The sequence below is a fragment of the Pseudomonas sp. NPDC089401 genome, assembly GCF_044749485.1.
Taxonomy (GTDB): domain Bacteria; phylum Pseudomonadota; class Gammaproteobacteria; order Pseudomonadales; family Pseudomonadaceae; genus Aquipseudomonas.
This window is the reverse complement of sequence record NZ_JBIVIA010000013.1, coordinates 125731-143217: the sequence shown is the minus strand read 5'-3', so window position 1 is coordinate 143217 and position 17487 is coordinate 125731. Positions and strand designations below refer to the sequence as shown.

At 66.2% G+C, this 17487-nt stretch carries 16 protein-coding genes and 1 pseudogene; 7 read left to right on the top strand and 10 right to left on the bottom strand.

The genetic code is table 11. The features are described 5' to 3' along the window. The 3 genes from ACIP21_RS24865 to ACIP21_RS24855 all read right to left on the bottom strand — a co-directional run. A partial coding sequence (locus tag ACIP21_RS24865) for a toxin VasX (RefSeq protein ID WP_400693387.1) occupies nucleotides 1-299 on the bottom strand: 299 nt, incomplete at its 3' end. A gap of 200 nt (nucleotides 300-499) precedes the next feature. Next, nucleotides 500-2044, bottom strand: coding sequence for an MDR family MFS transporter (locus ACIP21_RS24860; protein ID WP_400693386.1), 1545 nt, complete (start codon nucleotides 2042-2044; stop codon nucleotides 500-502). Between the two features lie 5 nt (nucleotides 2045-2049). Continuing rightward, nucleotides 2050-2712, bottom strand: coding sequence for a TetR/AcrR family transcriptional regulator (locus ACIP21_RS24855; RefSeq protein ID WP_400693383.1), 663 nt, complete (start codon nucleotides 2710-2712; stop codon nucleotides 2050-2052). A 263-nt stretch (nucleotides 2713-2975) separates the two neighbouring features. Between ACIP21_RS24855 and ACIP21_RS24850 the strand changes: the two genes are divergently transcribed. Together ACIP21_RS24850 and ACIP21_RS24845 are read left to right on the top strand one after the other, a co-directional pair. After that, nucleotides 2976-3296: a hypothetical protein gene (locus ACIP21_RS24850; RefSeq protein WP_400693381.1), complete on the top strand. Its 321-nt coding sequence runs from the start codon at nucleotides 2976-2978 to the stop codon at nucleotides 3294-3296. 218 nt (nucleotides 3297-3514) lie between these two features. Continuing rightward, the gene (locus ACIP21_RS24845; protein ID WP_400693379.1) at nucleotides 3515-4330 is read left to right on the top strand and encodes a substrate-binding periplasmic protein; all 816 of its coding nucleotides are present in this window, start codon (nucleotides 3515-3517) and stop codon (nucleotides 4328-4330) included. Between the two features lie 3 nt (nucleotides 4331-4333). Here the strand turns inward: ACIP21_RS24845 and ACIP21_RS24840 are convergent, their stop codons facing one another. From ACIP21_RS24840 to ACIP21_RS24825, 4 genes are all read right to left on the bottom strand, one after another. After that, nucleotides 4334-5347 (bottom strand): XdhC family protein, encoded by a 1014-nt coding sequence (locus ACIP21_RS24840; protein ID WP_400693377.1) that lies wholly within the window; start codon nucleotides 5345-5347, stop codon nucleotides 4334-4336. 135 nt (nucleotides 5348-5482) lie between these two features. Further along, nucleotides 5483-6823 (bottom strand): c-type cytochrome, encoded by a 1341-nt coding sequence (locus tag ACIP21_RS24835; protein WP_400693374.1) that lies wholly within the window; start codon nucleotides 6821-6823, stop codon nucleotides 5483-5485. Between the two features lie 13 nt (nucleotides 6824-6836). Continuing rightward, nucleotides 6837-9086, bottom strand: a complete 2250-nt coding sequence (locus tag ACIP21_RS24830) for a molybdopterin cofactor-binding domain-containing protein (RefSeq protein ID WP_400693372.1) — start codon at nucleotides 9084-9086, stop codon at nucleotides 6837-6839. Beyond that, a complete protein-coding gene (locus ACIP21_RS24825) occupies nucleotides 9086-9541 on the bottom strand; it encodes a (2Fe-2S)-binding protein (protein WP_400693370.1) in 456 nt (151 codons plus the stop codon). The genes ACIP21_RS24830 and ACIP21_RS24825 overlap by 1 nt, the downstream gene beginning before the upstream one ends. 243 nt (nucleotides 9542-9784) lie before the next feature. Here ACIP21_RS24825 and ACIP21_RS24820 point away from each other — a divergent pair, with 243 nt between their 5' ends. Next, the gene (locus ACIP21_RS24820; protein WP_400693367.1) at nucleotides 9785-11971 is read left to right on the top strand and encodes an OsmC domain/YcaO domain-containing protein; all 2187 of its coding nucleotides are present in this window, start codon (nucleotides 9785-9787) and stop codon (nucleotides 11969-11971) included. Between the two features lie 277 nt (nucleotides 11972-12248). Further along, nucleotides 12249-13061, top strand: coding sequence for a class I SAM-dependent methyltransferase (locus tag ACIP21_RS24815; RefSeq protein WP_400693364.1), 813 nt, complete (start codon nucleotides 12249-12251; stop codon nucleotides 13059-13061). Nucleotides 13062-13065: 4 nt separating this feature from the next. Here the strand turns inward: ACIP21_RS24815 and ACIP21_RS24810 are convergent, their stop codons facing one another. Then, nucleotides 13066-13362: a hypothetical protein gene (locus ACIP21_RS24810; protein ID WP_400693362.1), complete on the bottom strand. Its 297-nt coding sequence runs from the start codon at nucleotides 13360-13362 to the stop codon at nucleotides 13066-13068. Between the two features lie 173 nt (nucleotides 13363-13535). Between ACIP21_RS24810 and ACIP21_RS24805 the strand changes: the two genes are divergently transcribed. Further along, entirely contained in the window at nucleotides 13536-13964 is a 429-nt protein-coding gene (locus ACIP21_RS24805) for a DUF2231 domain-containing protein (protein WP_400693360.1), read from the top strand. Then, complete coding sequence (locus ACIP21_RS24800; protein ID WP_400693359.1) at nucleotides 13961-15250, top strand: PQQ-dependent sugar dehydrogenase; 1290 nt, start codon at nucleotides 13961-13963, stop codon at nucleotides 15248-15250. Before ACIP21_RS24805 ends, ACIP21_RS24800 begins: the two co-directional genes overlap by 4 nt. 182 nt (nucleotides 15251-15432) lie before the next feature. Here ACIP21_RS24800 and ACIP21_RS24795 read toward each other — a convergent pair. Next, a pseudogene (locus ACIP21_RS24795) lies at nucleotides 15433-15594 on the bottom strand (LysR family transcriptional regulator); the annotation flags it as partial. Nucleotides 15595-15812: 218 nt separating this feature from the next. Here ACIP21_RS24795 and ACIP21_RS24790 point away from each other — a divergent pair. Beyond that, nucleotides 15813-17027: a YeeE/YedE family protein gene (locus ACIP21_RS24790; protein WP_400693357.1), complete on the top strand. Its 1215-nt coding sequence runs from the start codon at nucleotides 15813-15815 to the stop codon at nucleotides 17025-17027. Between the two features lie 72 nt (nucleotides 17028-17099). On the opposite strand, the gene ACIP21_RS24785 is transcribed toward ACIP21_RS24790, so the two are convergent. Then, nucleotides 17100-17429 carry a hypothetical protein gene (locus ACIP21_RS24785; protein ID WP_400693354.1) on the bottom strand — a complete coding sequence of 110 codons (330 nt, stop codon included), beginning with the start codon at nucleotides 17427-17429 and terminating at the stop codon, nucleotides 17100-17102. Between the last annotated feature and the right edge of the window lie 58 nt (nucleotides 17430-17487).

The window sequence follows — 17487 nt, the reverse complement described above, 5'->3', positions numbered from 1 at the left end:
ACGGGAAAGCGCCGCAGGGCACCTTCGGGGGTGACCTGGTAGGCGTGCCAGATTTCCTGGTCGAGCAGCACGTAGACATAACCCTGGCGCAGGACACGCAACTGGTCCCGGTGCAGCGGGGTGTGGGTGATCTCGCTGCCGTAGGCGACGAGGTAGGGCTGGGTGTCGCGCGGGCGAGGGGCATAGGCCTCGCGCAGCAAGAGAATGGGCAGGCCCGAACGCTCGCAGGCATTGCAGGTGCCATACGGGTTGGGGATTTCTTCCTGCATGGCGATGCTGATGGCTTTGCTGATGCTCATGAATGGCTCCTTGCGGGTGGCGGCGCGGAAGGACGACCGGCTTCCCTGCGGCGTCGTCGGTGCTCGCGCCTGACACTAGCGAGGAATCACTTCATGGAGGAGTTACACGTTTCCTAAAGGGCTGTAGGAAAAGTCGACGCAAGGGCATTGCAGCCTTGGCCGATGGAGACTCGCGGGGGTCGTTACAACCCCCACGACACTCAATGGGCTGCCCTGAGCGGCACTTCCTTCAACAACCACGACAATCCGAACGCGACACAGGTCACCGCTGCCGCGACCATGAACACCCCATGCATGGCCCCGGAAAACGCTTCCAGATAGGCCTGCTGCAGCGGCGCCGCCAAGGCATGCACTGCGGTTGGCGACAGGCTCGCTGCGCCCCCCGGCCCGGCGGCAAAATCACTTGGCAGCCCATCGAGCAAGGCGTGGGAGAACAAGGCACCAAACACCGATACCCCCACCGAGCCGCCAATCGAGCGGAACAACGTGGCCCCCGAGGTCGCCACGCCCATGTGCCGACGCTCGACGCTGTTCTGCACCGCCAGGATCAGCACCTGCATCACCATGCCCAGGCCCGCGCCGAGCAACCCCATGTACAGGTTCATCTGCCACATGGGGGTGTCCAGCTGCAGCCGGCTGAGCAGGCCAAGCGCAATCACCTGCAGCAGCGTGCCGGCGATCGGGAACACCCGGTAGCGCCCCCAGCGGCTGATCAAGCGGCCGGTGATGGCCGACACCACCAGCAGGCCACCCATCAGTGGCAGCATCTGCAACCCCGCGGTGGTCGGCGAAGCGCTCTTGACCACCTGCATGTACAGCGGCAGGAAGGTTACCGAGCCGAACAGCGACACGCCGACGACCAGGCCAATCAGCCCAGCCAGCACGAACGTACGGTGGTGGAACAGGTGCAGGGGCATGATCGGCTCGGCCGCGCGGCGCTGTTCGTGGATGAAACCGACCAGGCCGATCAGCGCGAACAGCACCAGGCACAGGATGTCCAGCGAGGCCCAGGGCAGCAGGCTGCCGCCCAGGCTGGTGATCAGCACCAGCGCGCCCAGGGTGACGGTCAGGAAGAACGCCCCGAGGTAGTCGACCACATGCTTGACCGGTGCCACGTGCGGGCGGAACACGCCGCCGATCACCAGCACCGCGAGCAGGCCCAGCGGCAGGTTGATGAAGAAGATCCAGTGCCACGACAGGTGCTCGACCAGGAACCCGCCAATCAGTGGCCCGACCATCGTGGCCAGGCCGAACACTCCACCGAACAGGCCCTGGTAGCGGCCGCGCTCGGCGGGCGGGATGACATCGCCGATGGCCGCCATGGCCACCACCAGCAGGCCCCCGCCACCCAGCCCCTGGAGGGTGCGGAACAGGACCAGCTGGGTCATGTCCTGGGCCAGGCCGCACAGCGCCGAGCCCAGCAGGAACAAGGCGATGGCGATCTGCAGGACGCGTTTGCGGCCATACAGGTCGCCGAACTTGCCGTACAGCGGCACCACCACGGTGGACGCCAGCAGGTAGGCGGTGACCACCCACGACAGCCAGCGCAGGCCGCCCAGGTCGCTGACGATGGTCGGCAGGGCGGTGGAGACGATGGTCTGGTCCAGCGCGGCGAGAAACATCACCAGCATCAGGGCACCGAGCAGCAAGGGAATGGAGGCCTGCTTGCCCGGCGCTTCTGCGGCGCTGTCGTCAGAGGTCGATTGCAGGGGGTTGCTAGCCAGAATGTGCGGTCGAGTGTCCATGGCGGTCAGTTGCCTTTGGCCTGGGCGTACTGGCGGCCGACTTCCTGCAGGCCGGCCAGGGCGAAGCTGTACAGCTGCGCCGATACCGCTTCGGCGGGCATGCCGAGGATGTCGTGCAGCGAGCTGGCGGGGCTGCGCGGGCCGATCAGCAGCATCGCCCAGGGCGCAGTGACGCACAGGATGCTCGGGGCCAGTGCCGGGTCGTCGACCGGGATCCCGCTTATTTCGCTGAACAGGCCCTTGAGCAGGGTCAGCTTCAGTGGCCGGTCGGCCTGCAGGTGGGCCTGGCCATGGGGGCTGGGGGCGAGGATTTCCGCTGCCAGCACGCGCAAATGCCAGTTGTTGCGGCTTTGCGAAGCCTTGCGTACCACCAGGTCGACCAAGGCGCGGAGTTTTTCCGTGGCGGGCTGCGCGTCGAGGATGATCCGCTGCAGGTCGCTGATGTCCAGAAAGCGCCGCCGCGCCTCGTCGAGCACCGCCAGGTACAGGCCGTTGCGGCTGCCGAAATGGTAGTTGATCGAGGCCAGGTCGACCTCGGCCTTGGCGGCCACTGCCTTGTTGCTGGCTTCGGCATAGCCGAGTGCGGCGAACAGTTCGCCGGCGGCCTGGAGAATGCGCGTGCGGGTGGCTTCGCCGTCCTTGCGCGGTTCGCGGGGGGAGAGGGCCATGGCGTCAGGTTCCTGTGCAGGGTTCATGGCGCTGAGACTGGCTTAGTTACAAATTAAATTCAATTTAAATTTAGTGTCGGCGACGAAAGGTGAAAATGCACCCGGATGGCGCAGGCCACGCCCTCGGCACTAGGGAAGCTGCCTGGATTGTGGTATACAAGGCCTTGCACCCAAGCCACTTTTGCCTGACACCAGGAAGCGTACTGGCGTGGCGGGTGAATTCCCTGCACCTGCTCCAATTACCCTGAAACGGAGATTCGAAGATGACCGCCACCGACCGTCTGAGCCTGCTCCAGTACGAACACCTGGGCCTGGACGACGTTGCTGCTGCCGAATTCAAGATCGCCCTCGAAGCCTTGCGCAAACTGGCCTTCGAAGACCGCTACGAGCACCCGGCTGCCCTGCACCTGGGCGATATCGCCGACGCTGAGAACCGTCAGGAACTGGCTGCGACCAAAGGCTGGGGCATTGGCTTCCTGCAGGGCCTGACCTGCGCCAAGGCGCTGACGCCCGAGCAGTTGGAGGCGCTGCGCAGCGTGTTCCAGGCGGCGGCCGAGCGTGCGATCAAGCGCATGTGCAGGTGAGCTGAAGCGCTTCACCGTTCCGGCAAGCCGAACGACAGGCCGGGGGCGGACGCAGATCGTCGGTCCCCGGCCTTTTTCATGGCCTTCGCCTGCCGGCGGGGCCAGTGGTGACATTCATTCGCCGGATGAAAAGCCTGGCAGCTCGCCGATCATGGTCCAGACTGTTTCATGCACGCGGCCATCGCGGCCGCCGAATGCAATGGAGTGTGAGGGTGTGGATGATCGAGCATTGTCGTTGCCGGTCCTTGCTGTTGTCGCTCTTCCTGATGTTGCTGTCGCCCCTGTCGGTGGCGGCGGATGCCTGTCGGCAGCTGACAGCGACTGGCAACCCGGAGTATCCCCCTTACCTGTGGCGTGACCCGCAGAACCCGCAGCAGCTGATCGGCGCCAATGCCGACCTGCTCAAGCAAGTCGGCGCGGCGCTCGGGCTGGAGGTGACGCTGGTCTATGCCGGGCCTTGGTCGCGGGCCCAGGAAGAGGTGCGCACCGGGCGCATCGACCTGATGGCCGGGTACTTCCTGACCCAGGAGCGCCAGCGGCAGGTGGACTTCATCAGCCCACCGTTCCTGCACACCCCGAGCGTGGTCTGGGTGCGCCAGGATGCGATATTCACCTATCACGGCTGGCCCGACCTCAAGGGACATACCGGTGGCACCCTGGTCAACAACAGCCACGGCCAGCAGTTCGACGACTACGCCCGGGCCAACCTGTCGCTCGAAGCGGTCCCCAGCGCCCGGCAGGCCTTCGACAAGTTGCTGCACAAGCGCAACGACTACGTGATCTTCGAGCAGTACCCGGGCATGGCCCTGGCCCGCACCCAGGGCTGGGACCAGCAGTTGAAAGTGCTCGACCCGCCGGTGTCCAGCGAAGGGTTGTACCTGGCCTTGTCCCATGAATCGCCATGCAACCAGCCCGAGCTGCGCGAGCAGTTGGCCAGGAAGATGAAAGAAATGGTCGAAGGGCCGCTGCCCGAACAGCTCGTGGAGAAAAACCTTGAGCGCTGGAAGCAGCAGCAGGTGAACATGCAGCGCTGATCGTCAGCTATCGAGCTCCAGCGCGCGCTTGGCCTTGCTCACGTTCACTGCGCTGGGCAGGCACACGCCATTCTTGGTGGCAAGGATCTCCGCCATCACGCTGACCGCGATCTCTGCCGGCGTCTTGCTGCCGATGTAGATGCCGATCGGGCCGCGCAGCCGCCGCAACGACGCCTCGCTTTCGCCAAAATGCTCGATCAGCCGCTCGCGGCGCAGCAGGCTGTTGCGTCGCGAGCCGATCACGCCGATGTAGAACGCCGGGCTGTGCAGGGCTTCGAGCAGCGCCAGGTCGTCCAGCTTGGGGTCGTGGCTGAGGCCGACGATGCCGGTGCGCAGGTCGGGAGCGAAGGCCCGGACCACGTCGTCCGGCATGCCGACGAGCTTGTCCGCCCCTGGCACGTTCCAGCCGTCGATGTATTCCGGGCGAGGGTCGCACACGGCCACCTTGAAACCGTTGAACAGGGCCATGGTGGCCAGGTATTCGGCCAGCACCCCGGCGCCGATCAGCAGCAGGCGGTAGCCGGGGCCCAGGGTGTTGAGCATGCGCTGGCCGTCGAAACTGAACTGCTCGGGCGCATTGGTGGCGGTCAGCTGGACGTGGCCGGTGCGCAGGTCGAGCTCGCGGCGCACCAGCTTGCCGGCATCCAGCAGCGGGAGCAGCTGGGCCAGGCTGGCAAGGGCAGGGGCGAATTCGAGGATCAGCTCCAGGGTGCCGCCGCAGGGCAGGCCGAAGCGGTGTGCCTCGTCGGCGCTGACGCCGTAGCGGACCACCCGGGGTGGCCCTTCCGGCATGCCGTCGCCCTGGTAGGCGGTGCTGTAGCGGTGGATCAGGTCGTCCTCGATGCAGCCGCCAGAGACACTGCCGATCACCCGGCCGTCGCCGCGCAGGGCCATCATCGAGCCCACTGGCCGGGGCGAGGAGCCCCAGGTGCGGGCCACGGTGGCCAGCAGTACCCGTTCGCCGGCCTGGAGCCAGTCGCGGGCGGTGCGTAGCACCAGCAGGTCGATGCTTTCCATGGGGGCCTCTCGTTGTCTGTTGCTTCAGTCTTTTCCTGTGCCGGCCCTTTCGCGGGTGAACCCGCTCCCACAGGGACCGCGCAATCCTTGTGGGAGCGGGCTTGCCCGCGAAAGGGCAGGTACAGGCGACTTCATCTAGCGCATGTGCAGAATGATCGGGCTGCTGCTGGCCGGGTCGGTGTGCCCGCGCAGCTTGCTCACCGCCTGCGCATCCACGGCGCCGCCGTGATTGCCCCAGGTACTGCGGACAAAACTCAGCACCTCGGCGATCTCCTGGTCGCTCAACTGCTCGCGGAACGCCGGCATGCGGTAGGCATCCGGCAGGCCGGCGGCGACGATGCGCTGCGAGCCGTTCAGGGTGATGTTGATCGCCGAGGCGTCCTCCCTGGCCAAGGCCGACGTGGCCCCCGCCAGGGGCGGCATCCACTCGGCCTGGCCCTTGCCGTCCAGGCCATGGCACGACGCGCAGCGAGTGACATAGGTGTGGGCGCCGGGGCTGTCCAGCCGCGAGGCCGCAGAAACGGCCTGGTACTGCCAAGGCGGGCCATCACGCTGCGGGTCGCCGGGCAGCGACTTGAGGTAGCGGGCAATCGCCGCCAGGTCGTCATCGCCCATGAACTGCGTGGAGTTGTTGAACGCCTCGGTCATCGAGCCATACACCACGGCATGCTGGTTACGGCCGGTCTTGAGGAACTGGACGATCTCGTCCTCGCTCCAGCGGCCCAGGCCGGTGTTGGGGTCGGTGCGCAGGCTGGGCGCGTACCAGCCATCGAGCAGGGCACCGGCGAGGAACGGCGCGCCGCTTTCATCCAGCGCCTTTTCGTTGAACGCCAGGCCGCGCGGGGTGTGGCAGCTGCCGCAGTGGCCGGGGCCCTGGACGATGTAGGCACCGCGGTTCCACAGCGCATCCTGCCCGGCCTTGGCCGCGTAGGGCGTGCCGGCGGCGAACAGGCCATTCCACAGGGCGATGGGCCAGCGCAGGTTCAGCGGCCAGGGAATGGCACTGGGGATGTTCGCCTGCTGCACCGGCTGCACGCCTTTCATGAAGAAGGCATAGAGGGCACGCACGTCGTCGTCGCTGAGCTTGGCGTAGGACGGGTAGGGCATGGCCGGGTATAGTCGCCGGCCACCTGGCGCCACGCCATGGCGCACGGCGCGGTCGAAGTCGGCGAGGCTGTAGTGGCCGATGCCGGTCTCGCGGTCGGGGGTGATGTTGGTGGCGTGGATCGCACCCAGCGGCGTGGCCATTTCCAGCCCGCCGGCGAACGGCTTGCCATCGGGCAGGCTGTGGCAGGCCACGCAGTCGCTCAGGCGGGCAACGTACTCGCCGCGGCTGACCAGCGCCGGATCGAGGCCCGGGTTCTGTTCGGCCACCCACGGCGAGGCCGGCTCGCGGGTGGCGTACCAGGCCAGCAGCCCGGCCACGACCAGGCACGGCAGGGCCAACCAGCCAACGGTTCTAGCAAATCGCGTCATGGGGCGGCCCTTGTCAGCTGAAGGTATGACGGCTCATGGGCAGGCTGCGCACGCGCTGGCCGGTGAGCCGGGCCACGGCGTTGGCCACCGCCGGTGCCACGGCCGGCAGCGGTGGTTCGCCGATGCCGCCCATCTTCGCCCCGCTTTCGACGATGCGCACATGCACCCGGGCCATGCGCGAGGGCGGCAGGATCGGGTACAGGTCGTAGTTGCGCGCGCGCGGCTTGCCATCGATGAACACCGCTTCCTCCACCAGCGTCTGCGACAGGCCCAGGGCCACCGCGCCGTTGACCTGGTGTTCGATGATCGCCGGGTTGACGATGCTGCCCGGGTCGATCGCCTGCCAGATGTCGTGGACCTTGACCTGGCCATTGTCGATCGAGACTTCGGCGATCACCGCCGCCTCGGAGCCGAACGGCGAGGCCATGGCCACGCCACGGGCGCGCTTGCTGCCGTCCTCTGCGGTGAAGGGGCCGCGTTTCCAGCCGCCGGACAGCTCGGCCACCGCGTGCAGCAGGTTGGTCAGCCGCGGGTTGTCGCGCAGCAGGTGCAGGCGCAGCTCATACGGGTCCTTGCCGCCCTTGTCGGCAAGCTCGTCGAGGAACGACTCGTAGAAGAAGTCGTTCAGCGAATTGCCCACCGAGCGCCAGTAGCCAAGCATTGCCGGGCCTTTGACGTAGATTTGCGCAATGCGCTTGTTGGGGATGGCGTAGGCCTTGCCCGACAGCCCTTCGACGGCGGTGGGGTCGACTTTCTCGCCTTGCTTGCCGGCCAGGGCTTCGGTCGGGCCCTCGGTGGCGCTGACCGCCTCGATCGCCACCGGCAGGCCGTCGGCATCGAGCCCGGCGCGGAACTTGACCACGGCGACCGGGCGCAGGACGTCGCGCAGAAACTCCTCCTCGCGGCTCCAGATCAGCTTGACCGGCCGGCCCACGGCCTTGGCCAGGGCTATTGCCTGGGGGTAGGGGTTGGCCGAGTCGTACAGGAAGTGGCGGCCGAAGAAACCGCCCAGCAGCGGCGAGTGCAAGGTGATCTGTTCGGCATTCAGGCCGGTGCGCTTGGCGATGTCGTCGCGGAACATGTCCGGCGCCTGGTTGGGCAGCCACACCTCCAGCGTGCCGTCGGGGTTGAAGCGGGCGAGGGCGGAGGGCGGTTCCAGCTGGGCGTGGTTGAGGTACTGGTTGTGGTAGCTGGCCTCGACCTGGGTCTTGGCACTGGCCAACGCCGCGGCCACGTCGCCCTGGTTTTCTTCGTCGCGCGCAGGGCCTTGCGCCTTGGCCAGGTGTTCGCGCCAGCCATCGCTGGAGAAGTCTGCCGGCATCGCTCGCACCTGAGTGTCTGCGGCCGCTTCCTGCCAGTCCACCTGGATGGCTTCGACCGCACGCTTGGCGTGCCACCAGCGTTCGGCAACCACCGCTACCGCGCCGGGCAACGGGTGCACCGAGTGCACGCCTTGCATGGCCTTGACCTGCGCTTCGTTGCGCAGGCCGCCGACCGTCATGCCCAGGCGCGGGGCATGCTGGACGGCGGCGTGGAGCATGCCGTCGACCTTGATGTCGATGCTGTACAGGGCCTTGCCGGTGGATTTGTCGTAGGCGTCCAGGCGCCGCACCGGCTTGCCGATCCAGCGGAACTGGCTGGGGTCGCGCAGCTTGATGGTGGCAGGGTCCGGCACCGGCAGGTCCATGGCGCGTGCGGCCAGTTCAGCGTAGGGCAGCGAACCGCCAGTGGCGCTGTGGATGACCTTGCCGGGCTCGGTGGTCAGCTCGGCGACCGGCACCCCCCATTGTTCCGATGCGGCCTGCAGCAACATGGCCCGGGCCAGGGCGCCGAGGCGGCGCATGGTCGGGTAGCTCATGCGCACCGACATGCTGCCACCGGTGATGCGCAGGCCGTTCTCCATGACCACGTAGGCCTCGCCGGGCGGCGCGGTGTCGACCACGAAGCTGGCCGGGTCGACGTCCAGTTCCTCGCCGACGATCTGCGCCATGGCGGTGTAGGGCCCCTGGCCACCTTCCATGAACGGGCTGAGCAGGCGCACCGTGCCGTCCGGGCGTATTTCCAGAAACGCCGGCACCTGGGTGCCGCGCTCCGGCGTTGCGGCGGCGGCTGCCTGCACCCGGGCCGAGCCCATGGGCAGGCCGAAGCCCAGCACCAGGGCGCCGACCGCGGTACCGGCGAGGAAGCGCCGGCGCGACAGGTTGACGGTTTCACCCTGTTGCAGCTTGAGCAGTTCGACGGGCATGTCGACAGGCGTGTTCATCAGGCCTGCCCCCCTTCGGCCAAGGCATGCACCGCAGCGTGGATGGCGTTGTAGGTGCCGCAGCGGCACAGGTTGACCATCGCCGCGCTGATCTGCTCGTCGCTGGGCCTGGGCGTGTGCTTGAGCAACGCCGTGGCCGCCATCACCTGGCCGGACTGGCAGTAGCCGCACTGCGCCACCTGGTGCTCGACCCAGGCCGCCACCACGCGCTTGCCGACTTCGTCGTCCTCGACCGCCTCGATGGTGGTCACCTCGCGCCCGACCACGCCGGCCACCGGGGTGACGCAGGCGCGCACCACGTTGCCGTCCACCAGCACCGAGCAGGCGCCGCACTGGGCCAGGCCGCAGCCATACTTGGTGCCGGTCATGCCCAGGTCGTCACGCAGCACCCACAACAGGGGCGTATCGGCCTCGGCGTCGACCTGATAGGTCTTCTGGTTGATGCGAAGTTCCATGGTTCACCTGCTGATCATCGGTTCGGGGCGGTTGCAGTCTTGTGGGGAATACGTTGTTCCCCAATCCAGAAACGCTAGCACAGGGGGATGCGCGCAGGATGAGGGCCGACCGCAGGTGCGGAGGATCGGGCAAGCAATCCGGTGGATTGCGCAAGGTGGTGATGCAGGGGAGGACTTGCGTGGGGAAAACCCGGATAATGCCGGCCAATTTCGTTTTGCACGCTTAACTCACGGTAATCCCGCATGGAAATCAAGGTCAATTTTCTCGACAACCTTCGTCTTGAAGCCAAGTTCGACGACTTCACGGTGATCGCCGACCAGCCGATCCGCTACAAGGGCGACGGTTCGGCCCCGGGCCCGTTCGACTATTTCCTGGCCTCGTCGGCCCTGTGCGCGGCGTACTTCGTCAAGCTGTACTGCCAGACCCGCGACATTCCCACCGAGAATATCCGCCTGTCGCAGAACAACATCGTCGACCCGGAGAACCGCTACAACCAGATCTTCAAGATCCAGGTCGAGCTGCCCGAGGACATCTCCGAGAAGGACCGCCAGGGCATCCTGCGCTCCATCGACCGCTGCACGGTGAAGAAGGTGGTGCAGACCGGCCCCGAGTTCATCATCGAGCAAGTCGACAACCTCGACGCCGATGCCCAGGGCCTGCTGATGCCGGTGGCCGACACCCGCACCTACATCCCTGGCAAGGACCTGCCGCTGGAACAGACCATCGCCAACATGTCCGGCATCCTTGCCGGCCTGGGCATGAAGATCGAGATCGCCTCGTGGCGCAACATCGTGCCCAACGTGTGGTCGCTGCACGTGCGCGACGCCCAGTCGCCGATGTGCTTCACCAACGGCAAGGGCTCGACCAAGGAGGCCGCGCTGGCCTCGGCGCTGGGCGAGTTCATCGAGCGGCTGAACTGCAACTTCTTCTACAACGACCAGTTCTGGGGCGAGGAGATCGCCAACGCGCCGTTCGTGCATTACCCGGACGAGCAGTGGTTCAAGCCGGGGCCGAAGGATGCGCTGCCGCAGGAGATCCTCGACGAACACTGCCTGGCGATCTACAACCCGGACGGCGAACTGCGCGGCTCGCACCTGTACGACACCAACTCGGGCAATACCGAGCGCGGCATCTGCTCGCTGCCGTTCGTGCGCCAATCGGACGATGAAGTGGTGTACTTCCCGTCCAACCTGATCGAGAACCTGTTCCTCAGCAATGGCATGAGCGCCGGCAACACCCTGGCCGAAGCCCAGGTGCAGTGCCTGTCGGAGATCTTCGAGCGGGCGGTCAAGCGCGAGATCCTCGAAGGCGAGCTGGCCCTGCCGGACGTGCCGCAGGAGGTCATCGCCAAGTACCCGGGCATTCTTGCTGGCATCCAGGGCCTGGAAGAACAAGGCTTCCCGGTGCTGGTCAAGGACGCCTCGCTGGGCGGTGAGTTCCCGGTGATGTGCGTGACCTTGATGAACCCGCGCACCGGTGGCGTGTTCGCCTCGTTCGGTGCCCACCCGAGCTTCGAGGTGGCGCTGGAGCGCAGCCTCACCGAACTGCTCCAGGGCCGCAGCTTCGAGGGCCTCAACGACCTGCCGCAGCCGACCTTCGAAAGCCATGCGCTGACCGAGCCGAATAACTTCGTCGAGCACTTCATCGACTCCAGCGGCGTGGTGTCGTGGCGCTTCTTCAGCGCCAAGGCCGACTTCGAATTCGTCGAGTGGGACTTCTCCGGCCAGGGCGAGGACTCCAACGCCCAGGAAGCCGCGACCCTGTTCGGTATCCTCGAAGAACTGGGCAAGGAGGTGTACATGGCGGTGTACGACAACCTGGGTGCCACGGCCTGCCGCATCCTGGTACCGGGCTATTCGGAGATCTACCCGGTCGAGGACCTGATCTGGGACAACACCAACCGCGCCCTGGGCTTCCGTGCCGACATCCTCAACCTGCACAGCCTCGACGACCGCGCCCTGCGCGCGCTGCGTCGGCGCCTGGACAACTGCGAGGTGGACGACTACACCACCATCACCACCCTGATCGGTGTCGAGTTCGACGACAACACGGTGTGGGGGCAATTGACCATCCTTGAGCTCAAACTGCTGATCTGCCTGGCCCTCAAGCGCTTCGAGAACGCCAAGGAGCTGGTCGAGGCGTTCCTTCAGTTCAACGACAACACCGTCGAGCGCGGCCTGTTCTACCAGGCGCTGAACGTGGCGCTGGAGGTGGTGCTGGACGATGAGCTGGAGATGGAGGACTACGAGGCCAACTTCCGCCGCATGTTCGGCAACCCGCGCATGGACGCGGTGCTGGGCTCGATCGATGGCAGCGTGCGCTTCCATGGCCTGACCCCGACCAGCATGAAACTCGAAGGGCTGGACCGTCACCTGCGCCTGATCGAGAGCTACAAGAAGCTGCACGCGGCGCGTGCCAAGTTCGCCTGATGCATCCTGGGGGCGCGTTGCGCCCCTTTCGCGACGCAAGGCCGCTCCTACGGGCACCACTTGTAGGAGCGGCCTTGTGTCGCGAAAGGGCTGCAAAGCAGCCCCAGCATGCCCGCATATAACCCAATAGCCTGTACCCAATCGCCAATCCGTATTGCCCCAGACTTGCCGCTTCGCCCATTCAGCGCTTAGCTCAACTCCCTTACCCCCAACCCCATTCCATGGCGCGAAGACCGCCAGAAGGACCTCGGCCGCGCACAACCCGAGGGCGCAGACCATGAGCACACCTCTGGACAGCAACGCACTGAAGGCCCGCCAGCAGGCGGCATGGGCCAGCGGTGACTACGCGGTGATCGGCACCACCTTGCAACTGGTCGGCGAGCGCCTGGCCGAAGCCTGCGACCTGCGCTGGGACGAGCACGTGCTCGACGTCGCCGCAGGCAACGGCAACGCCACCCTGGCGGCGGCCCGCCGCGGTTGTCAGGTCACCTCCACCGACTATGTCGCCGAACTGCTCAAGCGTGGTGAAGAACGCGCCCGTGCCGAGCACCTGAACGTCGACTTCGAAGTGGCCGACGCCGAAGCACTACCTTACAAGGACGGCATGTTCGATGCCGTGCTGTCGACCTTTGGCGTGATGTTCGCTCCCAACCAGCCGCAAGCGGCGCGGGAAATGGCCCGGGTCTGCCGCCCGGGCGGGCGTATCGGCCTGGCCAACTGGACACCGCAGGGCTTCGTCGGGCAGATGTTCAAGACCCTCGGTCGCCATGTGCCGCCGCCCGCCGGCGCCTTGCCACCGTCGCGCTGGGGCGACGAAGCGCAGTTGCGGGTGCTGTTCGAGGGGGTGATCGGCATGCTCGATATCAACCCCCAGTACTTCAACTTCCGCTATCGCTCGGCGGCGCATTTCATCGAGGTGTTCCGCACCTGGTATGGCCCGGTGCACAAGGCCTTCGCTTCACTGGAGCCGGAAGCGGCCAGCGCGCTGGAGCGTGACCTGACGCAGTTGCTGGAGGAAAGCAACATCGGTGGCGGCGATTCGCTGGTGGTGCCCAGCGAGTACCTGGAGGTGGTCATCACCCGGCGTTGAACGACTAGTTCTTGCACTTGGCCAGCACCACCTGGCAGGTGTCCGGCGTGCCCCCGGAACGCCCGGCATAGCGGATGCAGTTGCTCAGCGACTTCTGCTGCGCACTGCCCAGGCTGTCGCCCCAGGCCAGGCCGCCTTCGCCTTGGGAGGGGACTGCCTTGGCGTAGCACCTGGAGCCCGCTGCCGCAGAGTAGTAGGCCTTGCCGTGCTTGCTCGAGCAGCCGGCATTGAGTGCCAGGCTCAAGGCCAGCAGCCCATGCGCGGCCAGGCAGGCGTAGGTTCGTGGGTGGCGGATGTTCATGGTATCCCTCGTGCTGACCGGCAAAGTCTTTCAGGATATTTCTATCAAGCCAAGCGGTGAACTATCCGAACGTCAAGGTGATCCCTTCTTAGGCGCACCCCGCGCATGCCTGACGGACCGGGCCTCGCTGCCAGTCCGTCGGCCCTTGGGTCACCGACTGATAAGGAGGCGCCGTGACCGCTACCGAGCAAACCCTCTACCGATGCACGCCGAGCCCGCTGCACGCGATCCTGCTGGCCGGCACGGTGCCGTTGTTTCTTGGCGCCTTGCTGAGCGACATCGCCTACTACAAGAGCTACCAGGTCCAGTGGAGCAACTTCGCCGCCTGGCTGATCGCCGGCGGCCTGTTGTTCTGCGGGCTGGCGCTGTTGTTCGCGCTGGCCAACCTGGTCCGTGCCAGGCGCAAGGGTGGGCGGCCGACGCTGTACTTGCTGCTGTTGCTGGTGACATGGGGGCTGGGGCTGATCAACGCCTTCGAGCACGCCAAGGACGCCTGGGCGGTGATGCCGGCAGGGTTGGTGCTGTCGCTGGTCGTGACCGTGCTGGCCAGCGCGGCGGCCTGGCTGGGTATGAGCAACCTGCGTTCGGGAGGTGAGGTATGAAGCCGTTGCATGGCGTGTCGCTGCTCAGCGTGGCGTTGCTGCTGGCCGCCTGTGGCGGCGAGGGCGAACCGACCCAGGCCCTGGGCCCGGACCCGAAACTGCCGGCCCCCGAGCGTGGCCTGTTGCCGAGCATGAAGATCGCCCGGCCGGCGCATTGGGGCGAGCAGATGCCGACGGTGCCGGAGGGCTACAGCATCTCTGCCATCGCCACTGGCCTGAAGATCCCGCGCCAGACCCTGGTGCTGCCCAATGGCGACATCCTGGTGGCCGAAGGGCGAGGCGGCAGTGCGGCCAAGCTCAAGCCCAAGGACGTGATCGCCAGCCAGATCAAGGCCAAGGGCAATACTCAGGTCAAGGGCGGTAACCGCCTGACCCTGCTGCGCGATGCCGACGGCGACGGTGCCTACGAGGTGCAGACGGTGTTCGCCGACAACCTCAATGCGCCCTACGGCCTGGCCTTTGCCGACGGCAAGCTGTACGTGGCCAACCAGGATGCGTTGGTGCGCTTCGACTACCAGGACGGCCAGACCAAGGCCGGCGGCCCGCCGACCAAGGTCACCGACCTGCCGGCGGCGATCAACCACCACTGGACCAAGGCGCTGACCATCAGCCCGGATGGTCGCTACCTCTACGTCGGTATCGGCTCCAACAGCAACATCACAGAGCGCGGCATGGAAGCCGAGGTCGACCGCGCCATGGTCTGGCAAGTCGACGCCGTGACCGGCGCGCACCGGCCTTATGCGACTGGCTTGCGCAACCCCACCGCGCTGACCATCCAGCCGGATACCGGGCAACTGTGGACGGTGGTCAACGAGCGCGACGAACTGGGGCCGGACCTGGTGCCGGACTACCTGACCACGGTGCGTGAAGGCGGTTTCTATGGTTGGCCCTACAGCTACTGGGGGCAGAACGTCGATGAGCGGGTGAAACCGCAGGATCCGGACAAGGTGGCCGCGGCGATCAAGCCGGACTACAGCCTGGGCTCGCACGTGGCGGCGCTGGGCGTCGACTTCTCGATCGCGGCCATGGGCGAACGCTTCGCCGACGGGGTGTTCGTCGGCGAGCACGGCAGCTGGAACCGCCCCAACCCAGTGGGCTACAAGGTCATCTTCGTGCCATTCAGCGGCGGCAAGCCCGCCGGCGAGCCGATCGACTTCGCCACCGGTTTCCGCGGCACGGACGGCAAGACCCGCGGGCGACCGGTGGGCGTGACGGTGGACCCGCGGGGTGCACTGATCATTGCCGATGACCTGGCCAACACGGTATGGCGGGTGACGCGCAACTGACGGTAGGCGCGGGCCAATGTCGCCTGTTCTGCCCCTTTCGCGGCTAAAGCCGCTCCTACAGGAATCGTGCGTTACCTGTAGGAGCGGCTTTAGCCGCGAAAGGGCCGGCACAGTCCAGCACACGTCCATGCATGTGACGAATGTTTCAAGTGCATCCATTCGATTTCCATAAGCGCAGTAGATAGCAGCGAGTCGTCGGAATGGGCGCGCAGTTGCGCCAGGGCATGGCTGACCGCCGGTTGGCTGCGGTGCAGGCGCAGGGCGGCGCGGGTGACATGCTTTTCGCTGAGCAGGGCGTGGAGGGCGAGCAGCAGGTTCAGGTCGATCTTGCGCAGTTCATCCATGGGGCGAATGGTTCTGGTGGCTTTGGCATCGGGTTATCAGGCTAGCAGATGTGTCTGCCTCTTCGCGGGTGAACCCGCCCCTACAGGGACCACTCAGGCCTGGAGGAAAAGGTGATTCTGTGGGAGCGGGTTCACCCGCGAAGAGGCCGGCACAGGCACCACAAAACACCCCATGGCGTTATACTCGCCCCCCGTTTCACTGTAATCCGAGTAAGCCAATGGGTCTTTCCGCAACCGCCACACCCACACCGCGCCGCCTGGGCGCGCCCTTGATCGCCCTGGCCCTGCTGCTGGCCGGTGCCTGGTTCCTCAACCTCAACGCCGGTTTCAAGCAGGTGCTGCTGCTGATCGTCGGCGCTGCCCTGGGCCTGACGCTCTACCACGCCGCCTTCGGCTTCACCTCGGCCTGGCGGGTGTTCATCAACGAACGCCGCGGCGCCGGCCTGCGCGCACAGATGGTCATGCTGACCCTGGCCGTGCTGTTGTTCTTCCCGGCACTGTCGGCCGGCAGCCTGTTCGGCACACCCGTCACCGGGCTGGTCGCGCCTGCCGGTGTGTCGGTGGTGTTCGGTGCGTTCATCTTCGGCATCGGCATGCAACTGGGCGGTGGTTGCGCCTCGGGCACGCTGTTCACGGTCGGCGGCGGTAACGCGCGGATGCTGGTGACGCTGCTGTTCTTCATCATCGGGTCGGTTACCGCGACCCAGCATGCCGACTGGTGGTTCGCCTTGCCGTCGTTCCCGGCCACTTCGATCGTCCAGGCCTGGGGCGTGACCCCGGCGCTGCTGGCCAGCGTGGCGGTATTCGCGCTGATCGCCTGGGCCACCGTGGTCCTGGAAAAGCGCCGCCATGGCGCGCTGGAAGCGCCAGTGAGCAGCGAGCACCAGGGCTTGCGCCGCTTCCTGCGTGGCCCATGGCCGCTGCTGTGGGGCGCCATTGCCCTGGCCTTGCTCAACTACGCCACCCTGGCCCTGGCAGGGCGCCCGTGGGGCATCACCTCGGCGTTCGCGCTGTGGGGCGCCAAGACCCTGTCCGGTTTTGGCGTCGACGTCGGCAGCTGGGTGTTCTGGCAGGCCCCGGCCAACGCCAAGGCCCTGGCCGCGCCGCTGTGGCAGGACGTCACCACGGTGATGGACCTGGGCATCGTGCTCGGCGCACTGCTGGCGGCGGGCCTGGCCGGCCGCTTCGCACCGAGCCTGAAGATTCCGCTGCCGTCGCTGATCGCCGCAGTGATCGGTGGCCTGCTACTGGGCTATGGCTCGCGCCTGGCCTATGGCTGCAACATCGGCGCGTACTTCAGCGGCATTGCCTCGGGTAGCGTGCACGGCTGGTTGTGGCTGATCGCGGCCTATAGCGGCAACCTGATCGGCGTGCGCCTGCGCCCGCTGTTCTTCGCCGGTGAACGTCGTGCGCCGGCGTTGAGCGGCTGCTGAGTATTCCATCTCAGCTGATTTCTTAAATAAGTTAGATTAAGTAATTAATCTAACTTATTGATTTGTATAGCATTATTTTTTAGCTACGGCGTGCTGCACGCACTGTTCGTAGTACGTCTGCTTGATCGCTGCCGGTTGCAGCCGTGAACGGCTGTTGTAGGTCTGTTCAGTTATGCCGAAGGCGGTCATGCGCATCCATGGCTTGGCGAAACGACGCACTTGCAGCTTCTTGCGCGTGGCGTACAGGGTAACCCCGGAAAGCTTGGCGTGCTGGGCCTCGGCGGCAATCTGCGAGCCCCAGCCACAGACGTTGCGGTCGTTCTGGTTCAGCGCCTTGGCCTGGGCGCCGAAGGCGACAGTGGCCAGCAGGCAGCCGGCCATCGTTGCTAGAAATACTCGCATGTTGCTGTCCTAAGCATCTGAAGATGAACGGAGTTTGCCAATGCATCGACGGCGTGGG

Excerpts from the sequence above, each read along its gene's own strand:
- ACIP21_RS24860 (WP_400693386.1), bottom strand. The coding sequence starts at position 2,044 with ATGGACACTCGACCGCACATTCTGGCTAGCAACCCCCTGCAATCGACC.
- ACIP21_RS24855 (WP_400693383.1), bottom strand. The coding sequence starts at position 2,712 with ATGGCCCTCTCCCCCCGCGAACCGCGCAAGGACGGCGAAGCCACCCGC.
- ACIP21_RS24850 (WP_400693381.1), top strand. The coding sequence starts at position 2,976 with ATGACCGCCACCGACCGTCTGAGCCTGCTCCAGTACGAACACCTGGGC.
- ACIP21_RS24845 (WP_400693379.1), top strand. The coding sequence starts at position 3,515 with ATGATCGAGCATTGTCGTTGCCGGTCCTTGCTGTTGTCGCTCTTCCTG.
- ACIP21_RS24840 (WP_400693377.1), bottom strand. The coding sequence starts at position 5,347 with ATGGAAAGCATCGACCTGCTGGTGCTACGCACCGCCCGCGACTGGCTC.
- ACIP21_RS24835 (WP_400693374.1), bottom strand. The coding sequence starts at position 6,823 with ATGACGCGATTTGCTAGAACCGTTGGCTGGTTGGCCCTGCCGTGCCTG.
- ACIP21_RS24830 (WP_400693372.1), bottom strand. The coding sequence starts at position 9,086 with ATGAACACGCCTGTCGACATGCCCGTCGAACTGCTCAAGCTGCAACAG.
- ACIP21_RS24825 (WP_400693370.1), bottom strand. The coding sequence starts at position 9,541 with ATGGAACTTCGCATCAACCAGAAGACCTATCAGGTCGACGCCGAGGCC.
- ACIP21_RS24820 (WP_400693367.1), top strand. The coding sequence starts at position 9,785 with ATGGAAATCAAGGTCAATTTTCTCGACAACCTTCGTCTTGAAGCCAAG.
- ACIP21_RS24815 (WP_400693364.1), top strand. The coding sequence starts at position 12,249 with ATGAGCACACCTCTGGACAGCAACGCACTGAAGGCCCGCCAGCAGGCG.
- ACIP21_RS24810 (WP_400693362.1), bottom strand. The coding sequence starts at position 13,362 with ATGAACATCCGCCACCCACGAACCTACGCCTGCCTGGCCGCGCATGGG.
- ACIP21_RS24800 (WP_400693359.1), top strand. The coding sequence starts at position 13,961 with ATGAAGCCGTTGCATGGCGTGTCGCTGCTCAGCGTGGCGTTGCTGCTG.
- ACIP21_RS24790 (WP_400693357.1), top strand. The coding sequence starts at position 15,813 with ATGGGTCTTTCCGCAACCGCCACACCCACACCGCGCCGCCTGGGCGCG.
- ACIP21_RS24785 (WP_400693354.1), bottom strand. The coding sequence starts at position 17,429 with ATGCGAGTATTTCTAGCAACGATGGCCGGCTGCCTGCTGGCCACTGTC.